Consider the following 14,722-nt stretch of genomic DNA (forward strand, 5'->3'; position numbering starts at 1 on the left):
ACCGGCGCTCCGTGAAGAACCTCTCATTCATCCGGAGCCTTTCCGCCGCTCAGATCGCGTTAGATCCGGGATTCGCTCATCCCGCCCCAAGGGGAGGATTTCGCGTCTCCTCCTTCGATTATAGCACATGGCTCTCCTGCTAAAACAAGTCTTTCCTTGCTTTTAGCGCATATTTATCGTTCTCACTATATACGGAGGTGTTTGTTTTATGGGAAAAATGAAACTCGACCGGTTCAAGGATCAACGGAAATACACCGATAAATACGCCCTTATCGATGCCAAAGGCATCGCTCTGCTGCTTCGCGACGGACATCGCATCCGGGAGCGGACTTATTATGCCGGCGATTATGCCGGCGTCGATATATTAACCGATTTGAACACGGCTATGCAGCGCGCCGCTCTCACCCCCCGCCAGGCCGAAACGATCGCCTTGGTATACGGACTTGACATAACCCTCGATGCGGCGGGAACCCGGCTTGGCATTACCAAGCAGGCGGTTAAGCACGCCGTGACGACCGCTACGGAGAAAATCGCCTCCGTCTTCAGACAGTGGAACGTCAGCGAACGGGAATCCGGCGCACGGAAGGAGGGCGAGGCGCTTGGAGCCTGATAACAAGCTTGAACTCGACTCCCTCGTGGAGAGGATCGTCAGCCGCGGCATTACGGACCGAGCCGTCCGCATCCGGGTCATCCGGGCTTTCCTCGATTCATATCTCGAAACGGGCGGCGAACGGCCCGCCGCCGCTCAGCTGGAGTGCCTGGCCGACTATATATTGCAGGAAGAGCTGAAAGACCCCGATCCCTACAAAATGTCGCACAATGAAGCCCCGATTATGAGCGCCTATCAGTACGATTTGCGCACGCGAAGGGAAACCTCGCTCAAAATCGCCGAAGAAATAGGCTCCGACGGCAAGCGATATGCGGCTCCCAAGCGCCGTCGTCGCTCCGGCTCGGAAATGCTGCTTGTCGACGAGCAAGCTAAAATCCGCAATGAGCAGCGCGCCGCCAAATACCTTCAGGATACGAAGCCGGGTCCGGTCGTCACGTACAATCTGCGCAATACCGGCGGAGCCTTTACGGATACGTTTCTCTCCAGCCAAAACCTCCGAACCAAAAAATAATTGGCACTCCCCTTTACTTTCGTTTCACCTCAAACCTATACGTTATGGAACGGTTGATCATTCAACCGGATCGGGGAAGTCCCCGTTGAAACCGACGATGATGTTTACGGCCGCCGCGCCGGCAGTCATAAGGATCGCATACATGCCGTTCACCCGCCGAACGTAGGGAACGGCTGCGGCTCATCTCCCGGCTGCCGGACAGGCCGCTCATCGCAGTAACAACTGACAAAGGAGGTTGCGCCTATCATTTGGATCAAACAGCACCGAAAGCGCCGTCGCCCGGCGAAGCCAAGCCGGGGAGATCCGGCCTTCTCGTATCCGGCCGTCGGCATGAAGCAAGGCAAAGGAGTGATAGCATGTCGCTCATAACCGAAATTGGCTCGATCGAAGCTTTCCTGCAGGCGAAATTTCCGGCGGCGATCATAGTGAAGCATACGGAGCCGGCCGAACCGGCCGGCAGCACGTTCCTGCTCCGCCTCGTAAGCGACACGCGGAAATCGGAAACGAATCTGCTCGTTCGAACCGAGCGAACGTATCAAATCATGTACTGGGCGGACGATGCGAATTCTGCGCTCGAGACCATGGACACGCTAAGCGCCGCCCTGTATCAGACGCAGCTAATCCCAGTAACCAGGGCCTCGCGGTTTATCCGGGTCGTCTCGTTCTCGTTCGCCCAACCGGCCCTGGCGGACAACGGCTTATACGTCTGCACGGGAACGTTGCTGACGGAAGCTCGTCAAGCAAGATCGCAGGAGTCGTACGAAAAGATCCAACACGTGTATGCACAGCAGATTACGATCTGATACTGGCGCATTTGACATACAACCATTTCATTCGGGAGGTTTTACTATGGCTGGAGGCAGTTGGGATATGACATCTTTACCGGTTCGTCCGGGCTTGTACATTAATTTCAAGGAAGCGGCGGCAGCGCAAATTTCCGGCGGAGCCCGCGGCATTGTTGCCCTTCCTCTTAAAACGTATACCGGAGGCACAGCGGCGGCCAAAACCTTTTACACCGTCAGCACGGAGTCGGATGCGATCAAGCTGTTCGGCGCCGCCAACATCCAATCCATCAAATTCGCGCTGCAGGGCGGAGCGAAAGAAGTTCTCGTCTACACCCTCCCCGCTTCGGCAGCAGCGGCCGATTATGCGGCTATGCGCACAGCCTTCGATACGCGGCCTTTCAACGTCTTCGTCTTCGACGGAGAATTCAGCGCTTCGGAGCAAGCCGCAGTCAAAACCTGGGTTGCGGCCAGTCGCGACGAAGGCAAACACTTCATGGCCGTCATCGGCGGCGACGCGGCGTCGGATGCGGATTCCGCACAAGGCAACGCACGATCGGCGCTTAACAGCGATATGTACATCGTCAACCTGATCAGCGGCGTTATCGCTGACGGAACGTCATACACTTCATCGCAATTCGCGCCGTACATCGCCGGCCTTATCGCGGGAACGACAATCAACCGCTCCATCACCTATGCTCCGGTCGGCGTCACCGACGTAACGAAACGCCTGACCAATTCGCAGGTGAAGGACGCGTTGCAAGCGGGCTCCCTCGTTCTCGTTCACGACGGCGAGAAAGTTAAGGTCGAGCAGGGCTTGACCGCAAGCAAGCAAAAAATCCGCTCCATCCGCGCAAGGCAAGCGGTCAGCACCGATATTACGAAAACGGCCAGCGATGCCTATATCGGCAAAATCGACAACAACGAAGACGGCCAAGCCGCCTTGATCAGCGCAGTCAAAGCGTACCTTGAGACGCTTGTCGCCGCAGGCGCTCTGGCGGATGTCAGCGTATCGCTGGACCCTCAGCATGCCAGCACCGGAGATTCGGTGTATCTCCTGATCAGCTATAGGGAGATCGACTCGATGGAGCGAATCTTCTTGACGGTAACTATTTAACATCTTAATCATTTATCTCGTAAAGGACGGTGTACCTATGGGTATGTTAGATGCGACAAGAACGATTCAAGGCAGCTTCGGGGAAATTTGGTGCGACGGCGAATGGCTGTCCAATTTCTATTCGGGCGAAGCGACCGCCGATATTTCCTATGAAAAAATCAAGCGGGCCGGCACCCGCAAAACCGGCAACAAGGCGGGCACGATCGAGCTGTCCGGCACGATCAAAGGCTATAAAGTAACGTCCGAGCTGGCACGGAACGTTGCGCGGGTTATGAACGACGGCGTCGGCGCTCTCGTCACCCAGCTTACGATGAAGCTGGCCGATCCGGAAGCTTACGGCTATGAGAGGATCTTACTGAAAGGCGTTCAATTTACCAAAATCGATATTATGAAATTCGAGCACGGCAGCATCGTCGAGACCGAATGGCCGTTTGTGTTCGACGATTTCGAATGGCTGAATGCCATTCCCAAGAGCCGCTAATCGTCAAGGAATCTAACGCGGGCTCTGCGTTAGATTCCTTTATTTGTATAGACCTTTACTTTTTCATTAACGAAAGGATGAATTCCATGGACGCATTACAAGCTTTTTTAACCGCCGATTTACATATTGAAAAGGATATTCCTCTGCAGCGGCTGCGCACGGCATTGCGCGTCCAAGCGATCGATTCCGCCACGCTGGATCGGGCCCGGGAGCAGGCGACCTTTGTCGTCAATACGGGACGCAAACGGGAACGCGAATGCGATAACGAAAAATTCAAAGCCATTCTCATTACCCACATGGTCGTCAACGTCGATTTCGGCAACCCGGACCTGCTGCAGAAATATAACGCCTCAGACAAGGTCGATTGCGTGCGCAAAGCGCTTCTCCCCGGCGAGATCGAGCGGATCGTGGACGCCGGCTTAACCCTCTCCGGCTTCGGCGATACGGATGAAACCGTAGATGAGCTAAAAAACTGATCCGGTCGGGCGGTGTGCCGTTTCTGGCTCATGTTATTTTTCAGCGTCACCATATACCGCCTGACGAATTTTACGCCAAGCCTTATGAAGCGCGAATGGCCATGCTCGTTTCCATGATGGTTCAGTTGGAAGACGAGGAACGAGAAGTGAACAGAGGAGGTGGAACCTGAGTGGAATCCGCCAAAGTAACGATCACGCTCAATGACAATTTCAGCAAAAACTTTACGCGCATTTCTAACGATCTGGTCGGCCTGCCTAAGGTCATCGGCAAAGCGTCCAAAGCCATCGATGATCTGATCGCCAAAACCGAGAAGGCTTCCGATTCGTTTAAGACTATGAAGATTAGTATCACCAAAACCTTTTCCGAAATCAACCAGCGATCGTTATCCGATACGACGAACCGCATTACGAATCTGACCAATCACATGAAGGATTTGATAGCCGAAGCCAACAAGGCCGCCGCAGCGATTCATAACGTCTCTACTGCCGGAAATTCCGGCAATACCGGCAGCTCCGGTTCAAATTCGAACGAAAAAAAGCCAAGTACGTTAAAAAAGCTGGGCAAAGCTGCGCTTTCCACCGTATCCTGGGTCGGGAGCACGGCCATCGACGCCGCAAAGTTCGCGTATGCACAAAGCATCCCCGGGCTCAAGCTTTCTTCAACGACAGAGCAGGAAAATGTCGCCTTCGAAGCGATGCTCGGCAGCGCCGACAAAGCCAAAAGCTTTAATCGGGAGCTTGTCGATTTTACTAATAATACGCCCTTCGAGCTTACAGATATCCGCACGGCAGCCAAGCAGCTGCTGGGTGCCCATATGTCCGCCGAATCGGTCGTTCCTAACCTGACGTCCATAGGTAATACCGTTACCGGATTAGGAACCGGAAGCCAGGGCTTCCTGGATATTACCGGCGCCATTAGCCGTATGCAGACCGACGGCATTGCTTCCGAGAAAGAAATGCAGAATCTGGTCGCCGCCGGCATTCCTGCTTGGGACATGCTGTCCAAGAAGTTGAACAAAACGACGGAGCAGCTCCGCAGCATGACCAAGAACGGCACCTTGCCTGCCGATAAAGCGATCAAAGAACTGATTTCAGGCATGAACGATATGTCTTCGGATGCGATGGCAAAGCAAGGCCAAACTTTGGCGGGCTTGTTCTCCGTGATACAGAATACCTTTAATTACAGCCTGCTTGAGCGTTGGGGCGACGGCATTGCCCAAGCGCTTCAGCCTCGCCTCCTGCAGCTCGCGAACTGGATTAGCAATAATGGCGCTACTATCGCACGCTGGGGCCAAAAGATCCAGGACACGGCCTTCGCCGTAACGGACAAGCTTGCTACGATGTTTGAAGGAGCGTTCAACTATATTCAAACGAGATATTTGAATAATCCTAAGTTTATGAAGCTTTCGCGAAAAGGCAAAATTGATTTTATTTTCACCGATATAAAAAAAACGTTTGATGCATGGTATACCGCTGGAGGCAACAAGCAAATAAGCGATGCAACCGCCTCTTTAATTACTTTTATTAGCGATGCACTTTCGGGCTCTTCAGAACAACTTAGAAGTATCGGTACCGATTTGGGACTATCAATAGGTTCAGGTTTAGCAGAGGGTATAGCACAGTTTGCAAAAGATCACCCATTGCTAGCTGCCGTACTCACATTTGCAGCAATTCCTGGGGGGCCGGTTGTAAAAGCTGTTGCAGCTGGCGGGGTACTTGCTGCTTCCGTAGTGGGCAAGGCAGTAGAAGCCTCAGACAAACGAAAGGAAGATTTAGGTAAGTACCTCCTCAATCCTACTCCCCTTTCAGGCCCTACTGAATTAACAGCAGATAATAGATCATTCTTAGATAAAACTTCTGATTGGTTTAAAAACCAATATTACAGCCTTTATGGGTATGACGGCTCCAACGCCGGAGGCCTCGACCGCGTCCCTTACAACGGCTACCGCGCTATCCTCCATAAGGACGAACGCGTCCAAACCAAAGCGGAAGCCGACGCATGGCGCAGCGGCGCATCCGGCAAATCCCCGGTTCAATTCAACCTCCATTATCATGGGGAACGATTGGGCGAAGACGAGATCGATAACATCATGGGCATTTTTGTACGGAAATTGGAGGCGGTATCGCCATGAGCAACTTGTCCATCTGGCTAAAATTCAACAACGAAGAAGAAACGATGCAGCTTCCCGTGAACCCGGAGAGCATTCGCGTATCGACTACGCGTGGCTATGACGATGTGGAGCTGACCCAGCTTGGCGAAACGACATTTTTCGGGAACGAGAAGCTGCGCGAATACACCCTTTCTTCCTTTTTCCCAAGTGAATATAACCTATCCTACACCGAATACAACGACAAGTCCCGCAACCGAACGCCATGGGATATCGTCCGCCTGATTGAAAAATGGATGGCCAGCCGGAAGCCGATTCGGTTCACCGTAACGAGCTTATCCCCTGATCCGAACGATATGGCGTATCTTCCTTTGAGCACCGTCTCATCCGACGTAATTAATACTCCGGTCACAATCCGCTCCTTCAATTACGAAGAGCGAGCAGGTCACGTGGGGGATTTATTCTACGAACTGACCTTGAAGGAATACCGTTTCATCGAGTTTAAGAGACTGACCAAGCCTTCGAGTGACGACGACAGTGTCTTGCTGGCAGAGGATAGCCCGCGACCTGACGATAGGTCCGTCCCCGACACCTATGAAGTTCAGCAGGGCGACACGCTCTGGCACATTGCCAAGCGACTGCTTGGCACCGGAGACCGCTGGCAGGAGCTGTACGAGATGAATCAATCGGTCATCGGCCCGAATCCTAGCCTTATTTATCCGGGACAAGTGCTGGTGATACGCGAATGAACATGGAGCTTCTGTACGATAACGAATTTTATCTCGACCCTCTCGTTAACTCCATTACTTGGTCCGGCGATATTACGCAAGCTTTTCGCAAGCTGGAAGTTTCGATAACGAATACGATCGACGGTACCGAGCAGGCGGTCGATATCGAGCTTGGGCGGGAGCTTCGGCTTCTATCGGACGGTACCGAGCTGTTTCGCGGCATTATTTTTCAGCATAACATCGATGCCCGCGGCAAAATGAAGTTGACGGCCTATGACGAAAACATTTACTTGACCAAAAATACCGACACCAAAAAATTCATCCATATGACCGCTTCGGCGATCATTCGAGAGCTGTGCGCGGATTTTGGCATTGCCGTCGGCGACATTGCGGATACGGAGTACGTCATACCGAAACTCATTTTGCGGGACAAAACGCTTTGGGACATGATGGTAACGGCGCTGACCGAAACGCGAAAGCAGACGGGACAGCGCTTTTGGCTGTCCGCCCGCGAAGGAGCCGTCTACTTGACCAAACGGGGAGATAAAGTGACCGATTGGGTCCTTGAAGATACGACCAATCTGACTGGAGCCTCTTATTCTCAATCCATTGAAAACCTAAGAACCCAGGTTAAAGTCATCGGCAGCAACGAAAGTAAGCAGCCCTTGGAGAGGCTGGCAAAGAATCCGGATTTGATCGAGCGGTTCGGCGTCATGCAGCATTTGGAACGCGTCGATTCCGAGATGAATCTCTCGCAAATGGAACAGCAGGCAAAACAATTGATCGAAGACTTGGGAAAGATCAAAGACGAAGCCTCCGTGGAGGCTGTCGGAAATGTGGAAGTAACGGCTGGCAGCGCTGTTTATGTACGCGATTCCTTGACCCGAATTGTCGGCGCCTTTTACGTAATTACCGATTCCCATACTTTCGAAAACGGCGCGCACCGGATGAGCTTGACCATCTCCGGAGACGAAAGCCTTCCGCGAATGGAATATGAAGCTCCGCCAGATGATGCTGGATGAAGCTTAGCCTCCTAAAGCAAGATCATACTTTTACGCTCAAAGGAGCAGTGCGTCATGATAGAAGGATCTAACGTTAGCAAGTTCGCGCAATTAATCAGAAACATCGGCTTTAACGACTATGACCAATTTGAGCTGGCGACGGTCGTTTCCCCTCCTCCCTCTCTGCGCATTCAGATCGATAATATGAAGGTCGGCCTCGATGCCACGGATGTCGTAGTGGCCGAGCATTTAACGGATCATGAACGAGTGGTTTCGCTAAAAGATGGCCCTGATACCGCCGGGACAAGCGGTGAATCGTCTGGCCCGTCATATCTTGAGAATGCGCTGCTCGCCATCAAATCGCCATTGCAAGCCGGAGATCGCGTCATTGTCGCATCGGCCAATAATGGCCAAACTTATGTCATCTTGGACAAGGCGGTGAAATACAGTGGCTCTTAGTCCTCTCTCCAAGCCGGAAGAGCGGGCGGTGAGAATTGCCAAAAAGTCCAAACCGTCCAAAACCTATTCGCTCGATTTCGATAACGGAACGATCGGCGGATTGATCGACGGAACAGGCGCCGTTCGGCAGTTCATCCGCAAAGCTCTCGCTACGCCGCGTTACCGTTATTTGATCTATGACGGCCAGTACGGCTGCGAAATGGAAAGCTTGATTGCACAAACTGTGCCCGCGCCGCTTCTTCAATCCGAAATACCGCGGATCATTAAGGAAGCCCTCATCTACGACGATCGTATCAAAGACGTGAACAGCTTCCAGATTCGCCGCGAAAATGATGCATTATTTGTATCTTTCGCCGTGTCGACAACGGCCGGCATCATTCATGAGGAGGTGACCTTATAATGGCGTACGAAGCGCAAACGCAATCCGCCATCTTACAACGAATGCTCGCCGCCTCCCCGGCGGATATCGATAAACGGCAAGGCAGCGTCACCTATGACCTGCTTTCCCCGGCTTCCATCGAATTGGCTTTAGCTTACATCGAGCTTGACCAGGTGCTCAAGCTGGGCTTTGCCGACACGACGTATGGCCCTTATCTGGATCTCCGCTGCAGCGAGATCGGCATAGAACGCAAGCCCGCCGTTCAGGCATCCGGACGGCTTACCTTTACAGGAGCCAACGGAACGCTCATTCCCAAAGGAACCGAAGTCTCTACAGGCGGCAATACGCCGGTTTATTTCATAACCGTGGAGGAATGTTCGATCAGCGGAGGGACGGCTGCAGCAGCAGCGATAGCCAAACTGGGCGGCGTTAGCGGCAATGTTCCGGCCGGCGCAGTGCAGCTAATCTTCGGCCCTTTGAGCGGCGTAGTGAAAGTGAGCAATCCGGCCGCATTTAACGGCGGCGTCGATACGGAAACGGATGCCGATCTGCTGGTGCGGTATACCGAACGTCTTCGCAGACCGGCAACATCCGGTAATGCCAATCAGTACCGCCAATGGGCCATGGAGCTTGCAGGCATTTCCGACGCCAAGGTGTACCCGGTCTGGAACGGCAACGGCACCGTCAAAGTAGTGCTGCTGGACGCTCAGAAGCGAGCCCCCTCTCCGTCTAAGGTTGCGGAGGTCGCAAGCTACATTGAAGCCGTCCGGCCGGTAGGCGCGCAGGTTACCGTCGCTCCCGCAACGGAGATTGCCATCAACGTAAACGGAACCTACACGCTCAAACCCGGTTCTACCCTCGCAGAAGCCCGTACCCAAATTGCCTCAGGTCTTGCTGAATATTTAAAAACACTAGCTTTCTCCGATCCCATTGTGCGGTATTCCCAGATTGCCAACGTCGTACTGAATACCGACGCCGTCGCGGACTACGCCAGCCTGACGTTAAATGGCGGCACGACGAATATCACGGTGGCTGACGGCAGCGTGGCCGTGCCCGGAACAATTACGTAAAGGAGCGAGAATATGGCCTATAATGACGTCAATATAATCAAAGACGCGTCACAACAGCCGGTACCGCAATACTTAAACGGAGTAGGTTCGGCGTATGAACCGGTACTCGGCGCTAACGGCGCCACGAGAACAATGATTTACGATGCCAGCGGCAATCCGTTGTTTACCGGTGCTAATCCGGGGTTGGTGCAATTGGCGGGAGGTTATGTCGGATACTCCACTTCACCTAAACCTTCAATAATAAATCCGGTTGCAGGAGTGGTATATTCGTTTCTCGAGCTAGATACCAAGAACGTTTACATTTTTGACGGTGAACGCTGGGTGGTGATCTAAGGTGGATGCAGTAACATATGCATTAGCAAAAAGCTATACAAAAGAAAGATTCGACAATGTTAGTATTGACATTAAGTCTTATGGCGCTGTCGGAGACGGAATTACGAATGATACAACCGCCATAAACCTAGCAATTGCAGCCCTCAAAGAGGCCATTCAAATCAATGGGAGAGCTTCCTTATTTGTACCAATGGGAACGTTTATGGTGGACGGAATTATAATTCAGGGATTAAACAACTTTAAAATTTACGGTAACGGTTGCCTTAAGCTAAATCGTGCCAGACCAGATTATCCGCTCGTAAATACAAATAATGTATTAACTATGCTAAATTGCACCAATTTTGATGTATCTGGACTTGAGGTGGTCGGTAATCGGCATACAGATATTAATTGGCGAGTAGACAATACAGACGGTGCGCCTGTAACGCAATACCTGACTGCTGACGCTGAATCAGGTCAAGCTTATATCACAGTGCAGGACGGATCAAAATTTGTAATCGGTGAACGAGTATGGGTTATGGGTGGCTTAACAGTTAATAATGGCAATGAAAGAGACGTTAGAGAGGATGATCATAGAGGGCTTGAGATTATTGAGATCAATGGAAATGTGATTAAACTTGAAAATAATCTCTCTCACACATACACGAGTACTGGTCAGGTTGGCGGTGCATATATTACTACTTATCAGACCGCAGACAATAATCAAATAGGGGGTTGGACACTAGGAAATGAAGATCAACAAAACGGAATTCATCTAATTAATTGTCATTATTTTGCTATTCATAACTGTTATGTTCATGACCTCTGGGAGTCCCCAATCAAATTAGGGGTTGGTTTTGCTGCAGAATATACTATTAATTCGGTATGTAGTCATGGAATTATTTCTAACAATCGCTGTCTTCGAGGCTATGATCAAGGAATATCTATTTGGAATAGCCAGAATATCAACGTGATTGGAAACATATGCGAGGATGTAGGTTGGGGAGGGATTGTCGCAACAGGTTCAGATGATATCCTTATTACGGATAATATTTCGACGAACAACTATTACCGTATTCCTCATGACAACAGCTCTGGTCATGGTATAGTCAATGAAGGCGGCACCAGGGTATCTATTTTAAACAACCAGGTATCTTTAAATTATGCTCATGGAATTTTAATGTCCCCATCGCCTATGTCATTTGGTGTAGACAATGCAAGCCTTAATGACAACATGGATTGGAGAGCTACTGTCTTAAAGCTGACGTCAAACGCTGGTTTCTTGCTGGGAGCCAATTATATGGTACGCGATGGCTCTAAGTCGGAATCATTCAAGGTCGTAAGTATCGATGGGAATGGCGGCAAAGAAGTGAATGTAGCCCCTACATCGAGATTTTTCCATAAGAAAGGTAGAATTGTAGGCAAACGTGCTGCAGAAGACAGCCGGATTGAGGGCAATATAGTATCCTATCAAGTTAACGGAGACGGTATCTGCATTACATCTGGCATAAGAATAACTATTAACAATAATCATGTTGAACGTAACGCGACAAATGGTATCAGGATCGTCCCCGAAAATGGCTTTGAATCGAGCGCTATAATCATTAATGGGAACTATTTAACCGGGAACTCTAACAACTTAGGCTGGAATGCAGAAATTTATGTGCATAATTGTGATGATGTCCATGTAGTAAATAATAGACTATTTGGGTCCTTTAATTCCAAAGGCATCCAATTCAGAGGCGTGCGAAACTCTCGCATATCCGGGAATGAAGTGAATGACTGTCAATCTGAAGGTATTTTTCTAGAGTGGGCGGATGGCGTGACCTGCGACAAGATCACTATTTGTGATAACGACGTAAAACAGTGTGACGGCATCGGAATCAAGGTGGACATTGGATTTAATCTCCTAGTCGAGGGGAACAGCTTGTGGTCAAATGCTGGCGATGGAGGTCTAGTACTTGGCGGAGTTGCTTATAGTACCATTCAAGGTAACAGGTGCATCGGCAACAATGTTAATGGTATCCTACTGAGGGATAACGGCAATGCATGTAAATATAATATTGTCCAGGGGAATATAGTCAGAGACGATGGATCGAGTGTTAAGGGGTCTGACGGATCGAAGATGACACAAGGGACATCCATTAAACTGCAGGATAATGAAGATCATAACATTATTAAAAATAACATCGTCGACGTTGCGGTATCAACTGTTGGGACAAACACTGTAGTCTCTGATAATATCTTGATTTCTCCATCTTAAATCAGCGACTGCCGTGCAGGGGATAATCACTTGTGATCTGATACTAATGCATTAGGATTATAGCTTTAAAAGACAGGACGCTTGCAGAGGCGTCCTTTTTCGATCTTTAAAGGAGGAATAGACATATGCCTGACTTAACGCCGAAATTGGGTATTCAAAAACCGCTTGGCAACGAAACAGTCACCCGCGCCGGATGGAATGCAAATTGGGACATCATTGACGCGGCCGCCCAAAAAGAAATCGCCAAATCAACGTCATCTCCTGCTTCTCCGAAGACGGACGATTTGTGGATTGATACGAGCATAACGCCACACACATTGAAGCGTTATACCGGGTCGGTGTGGCGTGATGTGGGTATTCCTGCGACGTCTATTCAGAACGCGATAGACAACGCACGAAAAGATTCGACAAAAGAGTTTGTCTTGGAAGTCCGTACGTCGGACCCGGCATCACCGGCCATTGGTCGGATGTGGCTGCGAAGCGATTTATAGGGTGGTGGATATAGATGGATCAAGTAACATTAAATGCAAATAAAGCTGTGCATTACACTGTATGGGTCGACAATCCGTATAATCCAAATCCCTTCATGTATGCTGACACGAATCTTATACCGATTGCATTTCAATATGACAGTGATGGCAGCACTATTACGGAAGCTTTAATTAATTTTGATATGTCTAGCCTACCTACAGGATCTACAATAAATGGTGCAGTATTAAAACTTTTCACGGATAGTAGATATTCGAGCAATACTAATCCTGATTATCTTCGTATTCGCCGGTTAACATCAAACTGGAATGAGGTAAACGGGGCACAACAAACAAGACCCTCGTATACTGACACAAATGCCGTAATCACTGATTGGTTCGGTAATTAGGGCTTGCTGAACGAAACTTTACAGAGCAAATCTAATGTAGCCGATACGATTCAGCATAATGTTGAACATGAAGACGAAAAGAAGCCGCAAGCGGCGCTCTAGGTTCATCACGAGGAACTGCAGGGCGATGACGGCCCCGCTCGTTTGCTCGAGTCGCGCCCGGATTCGATTCAACCCATATTTTCGTTTTCCTTCGCCAAACTTGCCTTCGATCGCATTGCGCTCGCCTGCATCCAGCTTGGCGATTCGTTTCATCTCCGCCGTGTCCGCCTGCTTCGAAGGTCGGCCGAGCGGAGGTCCGCTGAGCCGTACGCCGCGCTCCTTACAGTACGCGCGGTTCTCCCGGTTTCGGTAGATCTGATCGGCCATCACTTCTTTCGGGTACACGCCGAACCGAGCTTTGTACGTCTCTACCGATTCGATCAAGGTGACGCCTTCATTGAAGTTGTCCCATTGGCGGCGTTCCAAGAAGGCGAACCCCTGCACCATGCTGACGGACACCTTCGCCCGAATTCGACTTTCGCTTTTGCTTTCCCGCGAACGATCGGACGAATATGCGGTTGATGAATGCTGACGATGCGATCTTCCACATGATGGACTCGCTTCGTATACATCAGTCGTTGCTGTCGATACAACTCCTGAATGACAAGCAGCTGCTTGTATTGCCGTCTGCTCAGCGCTGTGAGCGACGTGATCTTCGCTAATTCTTCAATGATGCGAAGGTCGCGTTTGATGAAGGCGAGTTGCTTACCGATTCCACGGCGCAGCGCCCGATAGCCGATTCGGCGCTGCTTGGCGAGTGCGAGATACGAGCGGCGCGCTTTTTCCCGATACGTGCGCGGTTTCGGACGTTGTCCCACATGCGGGGCATGTAACACGTCGATGATTGTCTCCAGCTTGTCGCGGGCCTCGTTCAGTAGCGTGATATCCGTCGGGTACGCGATGTCGGCGGGCGCACAGGTCGCATCAAGCAGCAGCGTTCCTTGGTTAGGGTCCGCCTTCGAGCGTTTGCACTTTCCGCCTCGACCGCCGGAAGCCGAGGGCTTCATGTCGTCGTCATCATCTTGCTGTTCTGCCTTCGCAGCTTCTACAGCGATCCATTCGTTCACTTCCGCGATCACTTTTTCGCCGAGGCGCTTACGGAAATGAGTCATCAGTGAATGATGAAACGGCGGCCGATCCTGATAGCCCGCCAAGCCGAGGAAGTATTGGAGATACGGGTTCTCGATGATCGTCTCGACCGTCTCTCGATCGGACTGTTGCAGTCTTTCCTGGATGATCAAGGCACCCAGCGCCATCCGAACCGAAATCGCCTTTTGGCCGCGGAACGATTTCTTGAATGACATTGCATACTTGTGCTCCACCTGCGCCCACGGGATCATCTGTGCGAGCTTGATCCAGCGATTATCCGGATTTAGACGGCCACCGAATGGCAAGAAAAACTCGCTCGGCAGCAACAACTGGTTTTCCTCATGGGCGTACGGTTGGTACATGATCGTCATCCTCCATGTGCACGGTTTTTCATCGTTTTGAAACGATTTCCTTGCA

Annotated in this window: 17 protein-coding genes; 16 read left to right on the forward strand and 1 reads right to left on the reverse strand. The window is 50.9% G+C overall.

Going from position 1 to position 14,722, the window contains the following annotated elements:
* Positions 1–208 precede the first annotated feature (208 nt).
* The 16 genes from SK3146_RS16090 to SK3146_RS16165 all read left to right on the forward strand — a co-directional run bounded on the left by SK3146_RS16090 (position 209) and on the right by SK3146_RS16165 (position 13,174).
* Positions 209–610 carry a sigma factor-like helix-turn-helix DNA-binding protein gene (locus SK3146_RS16090; RefSeq protein WP_249865969.1) on the forward strand — a complete coding sequence of 134 codons (402 nt, stop codon included), beginning with the start codon at positions 209–211 and terminating at the stop codon, positions 608–610.
* Positions 600–1,121 carry a hypothetical protein gene (locus tag SK3146_RS16095; RefSeq protein WP_249865970.1) on the forward strand — a complete coding sequence of 174 codons (522 nt, stop codon included), beginning with the start codon at positions 600–602 and terminating at the stop codon, positions 1,119–1,121. Before SK3146_RS16090 ends, SK3146_RS16095 begins: the two co-directional genes overlap by 11 nt.
* Before the next feature lie 356 nt (positions 1,122–1,477).
* On the forward strand, positions 1,478–1,924 hold the full coding sequence (locus SK3146_RS16100; protein ID WP_249865971.1) for a hypothetical protein: 447 nt from the start codon (positions 1,478–1,480) through the stop codon (positions 1,922–1,924).
* Between the two features lie 67 nt (positions 1,925–1,991).
* The gene (locus tag SK3146_RS16105) at positions 1,992–3,020 is read left to right on the forward strand and encodes a phage tail sheath subtilisin-like domain-containing protein (protein WP_349655210.1); all 1,029 of its coding nucleotides are present in this window, start codon (positions 1,992–1,994) and stop codon (positions 3,018–3,020) included.
* Between the two features lie 37 nt (positions 3,021–3,057).
* Complete coding sequence (locus SK3146_RS16110; protein ID WP_249865973.1) at positions 3,058–3,501, forward strand: phage tail tube protein; 444 nt, start codon at positions 3,058–3,060, stop codon at positions 3,499–3,501.
* 86 nt (positions 3,502–3,587) lie between these two features.
* Positions 3,588–3,977 (forward strand): phage tail assembly chaperone, encoded by a 390-nt coding sequence (locus SK3146_RS16115; protein ID WP_249865974.1) that lies wholly within the window; start codon positions 3,588–3,590, stop codon positions 3,975–3,977.
* A 170-nt stretch (positions 3,978–4,147) separates the two neighbouring features.
* Positions 4,148–6,109 carry a tape measure protein gene (locus SK3146_RS16120; RefSeq protein ID WP_249865975.1) on the forward strand — a complete coding sequence of 654 codons (1,962 nt, stop codon included), beginning with the start codon at positions 4,148–4,150 and terminating at the stop codon, positions 6,107–6,109.
* Positions 6,106–6,834, forward strand: a complete 729-nt coding sequence (locus tag SK3146_RS16125) for a LysM peptidoglycan-binding domain-containing protein (protein ID WP_249865976.1) — start codon at positions 6,106–6,108, stop codon at positions 6,832–6,834. Before SK3146_RS16120 ends, SK3146_RS16125 begins: the two co-directional genes overlap by 4 nt.
* Positions 6,831–7,835 carry an XkdQ/YqbQ family protein gene (locus tag SK3146_RS16130; RefSeq protein ID WP_249865977.1) on the forward strand — a complete coding sequence of 335 codons (1,005 nt, stop codon included), beginning with the start codon at positions 6,831–6,833 and terminating at the stop codon, positions 7,833–7,835. Before SK3146_RS16125 ends, SK3146_RS16130 begins: the two co-directional genes overlap by 4 nt.
* 54 nt (positions 7,836–7,889) lie before the next feature.
* Entirely contained in the window at positions 7,890–8,273 is a 384-nt protein-coding gene (locus SK3146_RS16135; protein WP_249865978.1) for a DUF2577 domain-containing protein, read from the forward strand.
* Positions 8,263–8,673 carry a DUF2634 domain-containing protein gene (locus SK3146_RS16140; protein WP_249865979.1) on the forward strand — a complete coding sequence of 137 codons (411 nt, stop codon included), beginning with the start codon at positions 8,263–8,265 and terminating at the stop codon, positions 8,671–8,673. Before SK3146_RS16135 ends, SK3146_RS16140 begins: the two co-directional genes overlap by 11 nt.
* Positions 8,673–9,722: a baseplate J/gp47 family protein gene (locus SK3146_RS16145; RefSeq protein ID WP_249865980.1), complete on the forward strand. Its 1,050-nt coding sequence runs from the start codon at positions 8,673–8,675 to the stop codon at positions 9,720–9,722. The genes SK3146_RS16140 and SK3146_RS16145 overlap by 1 nt, the downstream gene beginning before the upstream one ends.
* A gap of 12 nt (positions 9,723–9,734) precedes the next feature.
* A complete protein-coding gene (locus SK3146_RS16150) occupies positions 9,735–10,055 on the forward strand; it encodes a hypothetical protein (protein WP_249865981.1) in 321 nt (106 codons plus the stop codon).
* A gap of 1 nt (position 10,056) precedes the next feature.
* Positions 10,057–12,297 (forward strand): right-handed parallel beta-helix repeat-containing protein, encoded by a 2,241-nt coding sequence (locus SK3146_RS16155; RefSeq protein ID WP_249865982.1) that lies wholly within the window; start codon positions 10,057–10,059, stop codon positions 12,295–12,297.
* 125 nt (positions 12,298–12,422) lie between these two features.
* The gene (locus SK3146_RS16160; RefSeq protein ID WP_249865983.1) at positions 12,423–12,788 is read left to right on the forward strand and encodes a hypothetical protein; all 366 of its coding nucleotides are present in this window, start codon (positions 12,423–12,425) and stop codon (positions 12,786–12,788) included.
* 14 nt (positions 12,789–12,802) lie between these two features.
* On the forward strand, positions 12,803–13,174 hold the full coding sequence (locus SK3146_RS16165; RefSeq protein ID WP_249865984.1) for a DNRLRE domain-containing protein: 372 nt from the start codon (positions 12,803–12,805) through the stop codon (positions 13,172–13,174).
* Between the two features lie 18 nt (positions 13,175–13,192).
* Here SK3146_RS16165 and SK3146_RS16170 read toward each other — a convergent pair.
* Positions 13,193–14,667 (reverse strand): IS5 family transposase gene (locus SK3146_RS16170; protein WP_434006879.1). Its coding sequence is split into 2 segments (ribosomal slippage): positions 13,193–13,680 and positions 13,680–14,667, totalling 1,476 coding nucleotides; the frame shifts between segments, so codons are not numbered across the junction.
* Positions 14,668–14,722 lie beyond the last annotated feature (55 nt).

It is taken from the genome of Paenibacillus konkukensis (genome assembly GCF_023523925.1).
Taxonomy (GTDB): Bacteria; Bacillota; Bacilli; order Paenibacillales; family NBRC-103111; genus Paenibacillus_S; species Paenibacillus_S doosanensis.

Bases quoted from the DNA above. Each gene is read 5' to 3' on its own strand.
- SK3146_RS16150 (WP_249865981.1), top strand. From the start codon at position 9,735: ATGGCCTATAATGACGTCAATATAATCAAAGACGCGTCACAACAGCCG.
- SK3146_RS16110 (WP_249865973.1), top strand. From the start codon at position 3,058: ATGGGTATGTTAGATGCGACAAGAACGATTCAAGGCAGCTTCGGGGAA.
- SK3146_RS16130 (WP_249865977.1), top strand. From the start codon at position 6,831: ATGAACATGGAGCTTCTGTACGATAACGAATTTTATCTCGACCCTCTC.
- SK3146_RS16135 (WP_249865978.1), top strand. From the start codon at position 7,890: ATGATAGAAGGATCTAACGTTAGCAAGTTCGCGCAATTAATCAGAAAC.
- SK3146_RS16145 (WP_249865980.1), top strand. From the start codon at position 8,673: ATGGCGTACGAAGCGCAAACGCAATCCGCCATCTTACAACGAATGCTC.
- SK3146_RS16125 (WP_249865976.1), top strand. From the start codon at position 6,106: ATGAGCAACTTGTCCATCTGGCTAAAATTCAACAACGAAGAAGAAACG.
- SK3146_RS16090 (WP_249865969.1), top strand. From the start codon at position 209: ATGGGAAAAATGAAACTCGACCGGTTCAAGGATCAACGGAAATACACC.
- SK3146_RS16165 (WP_249865984.1), top strand. From the start codon at position 12,803: ATGGATCAAGTAACATTAAATGCAAATAAAGCTGTGCATTACACTGTA.
- SK3146_RS16100 (WP_249865971.1), top strand. From the start codon at position 1,478: ATGTCGCTCATAACCGAAATTGGCTCGATCGAAGCTTTCCTGCAGGCG.
- SK3146_RS16115 (WP_249865974.1), top strand. From the start codon at position 3,588: ATGGACGCATTACAAGCTTTTTTAACCGCCGATTTACATATTGAAAAG.
- SK3146_RS16160 (WP_249865983.1), top strand. From the start codon at position 12,423: ATGCCTGACTTAACGCCGAAATTGGGTATTCAAAAACCGCTTGGCAAC.
- SK3146_RS16105 (WP_349655210.1), top strand. From the start codon at position 1,992: ATGACATCTTTACCGGTTCGTCCGGGCTTGTACATTAATTTCAAGGAA.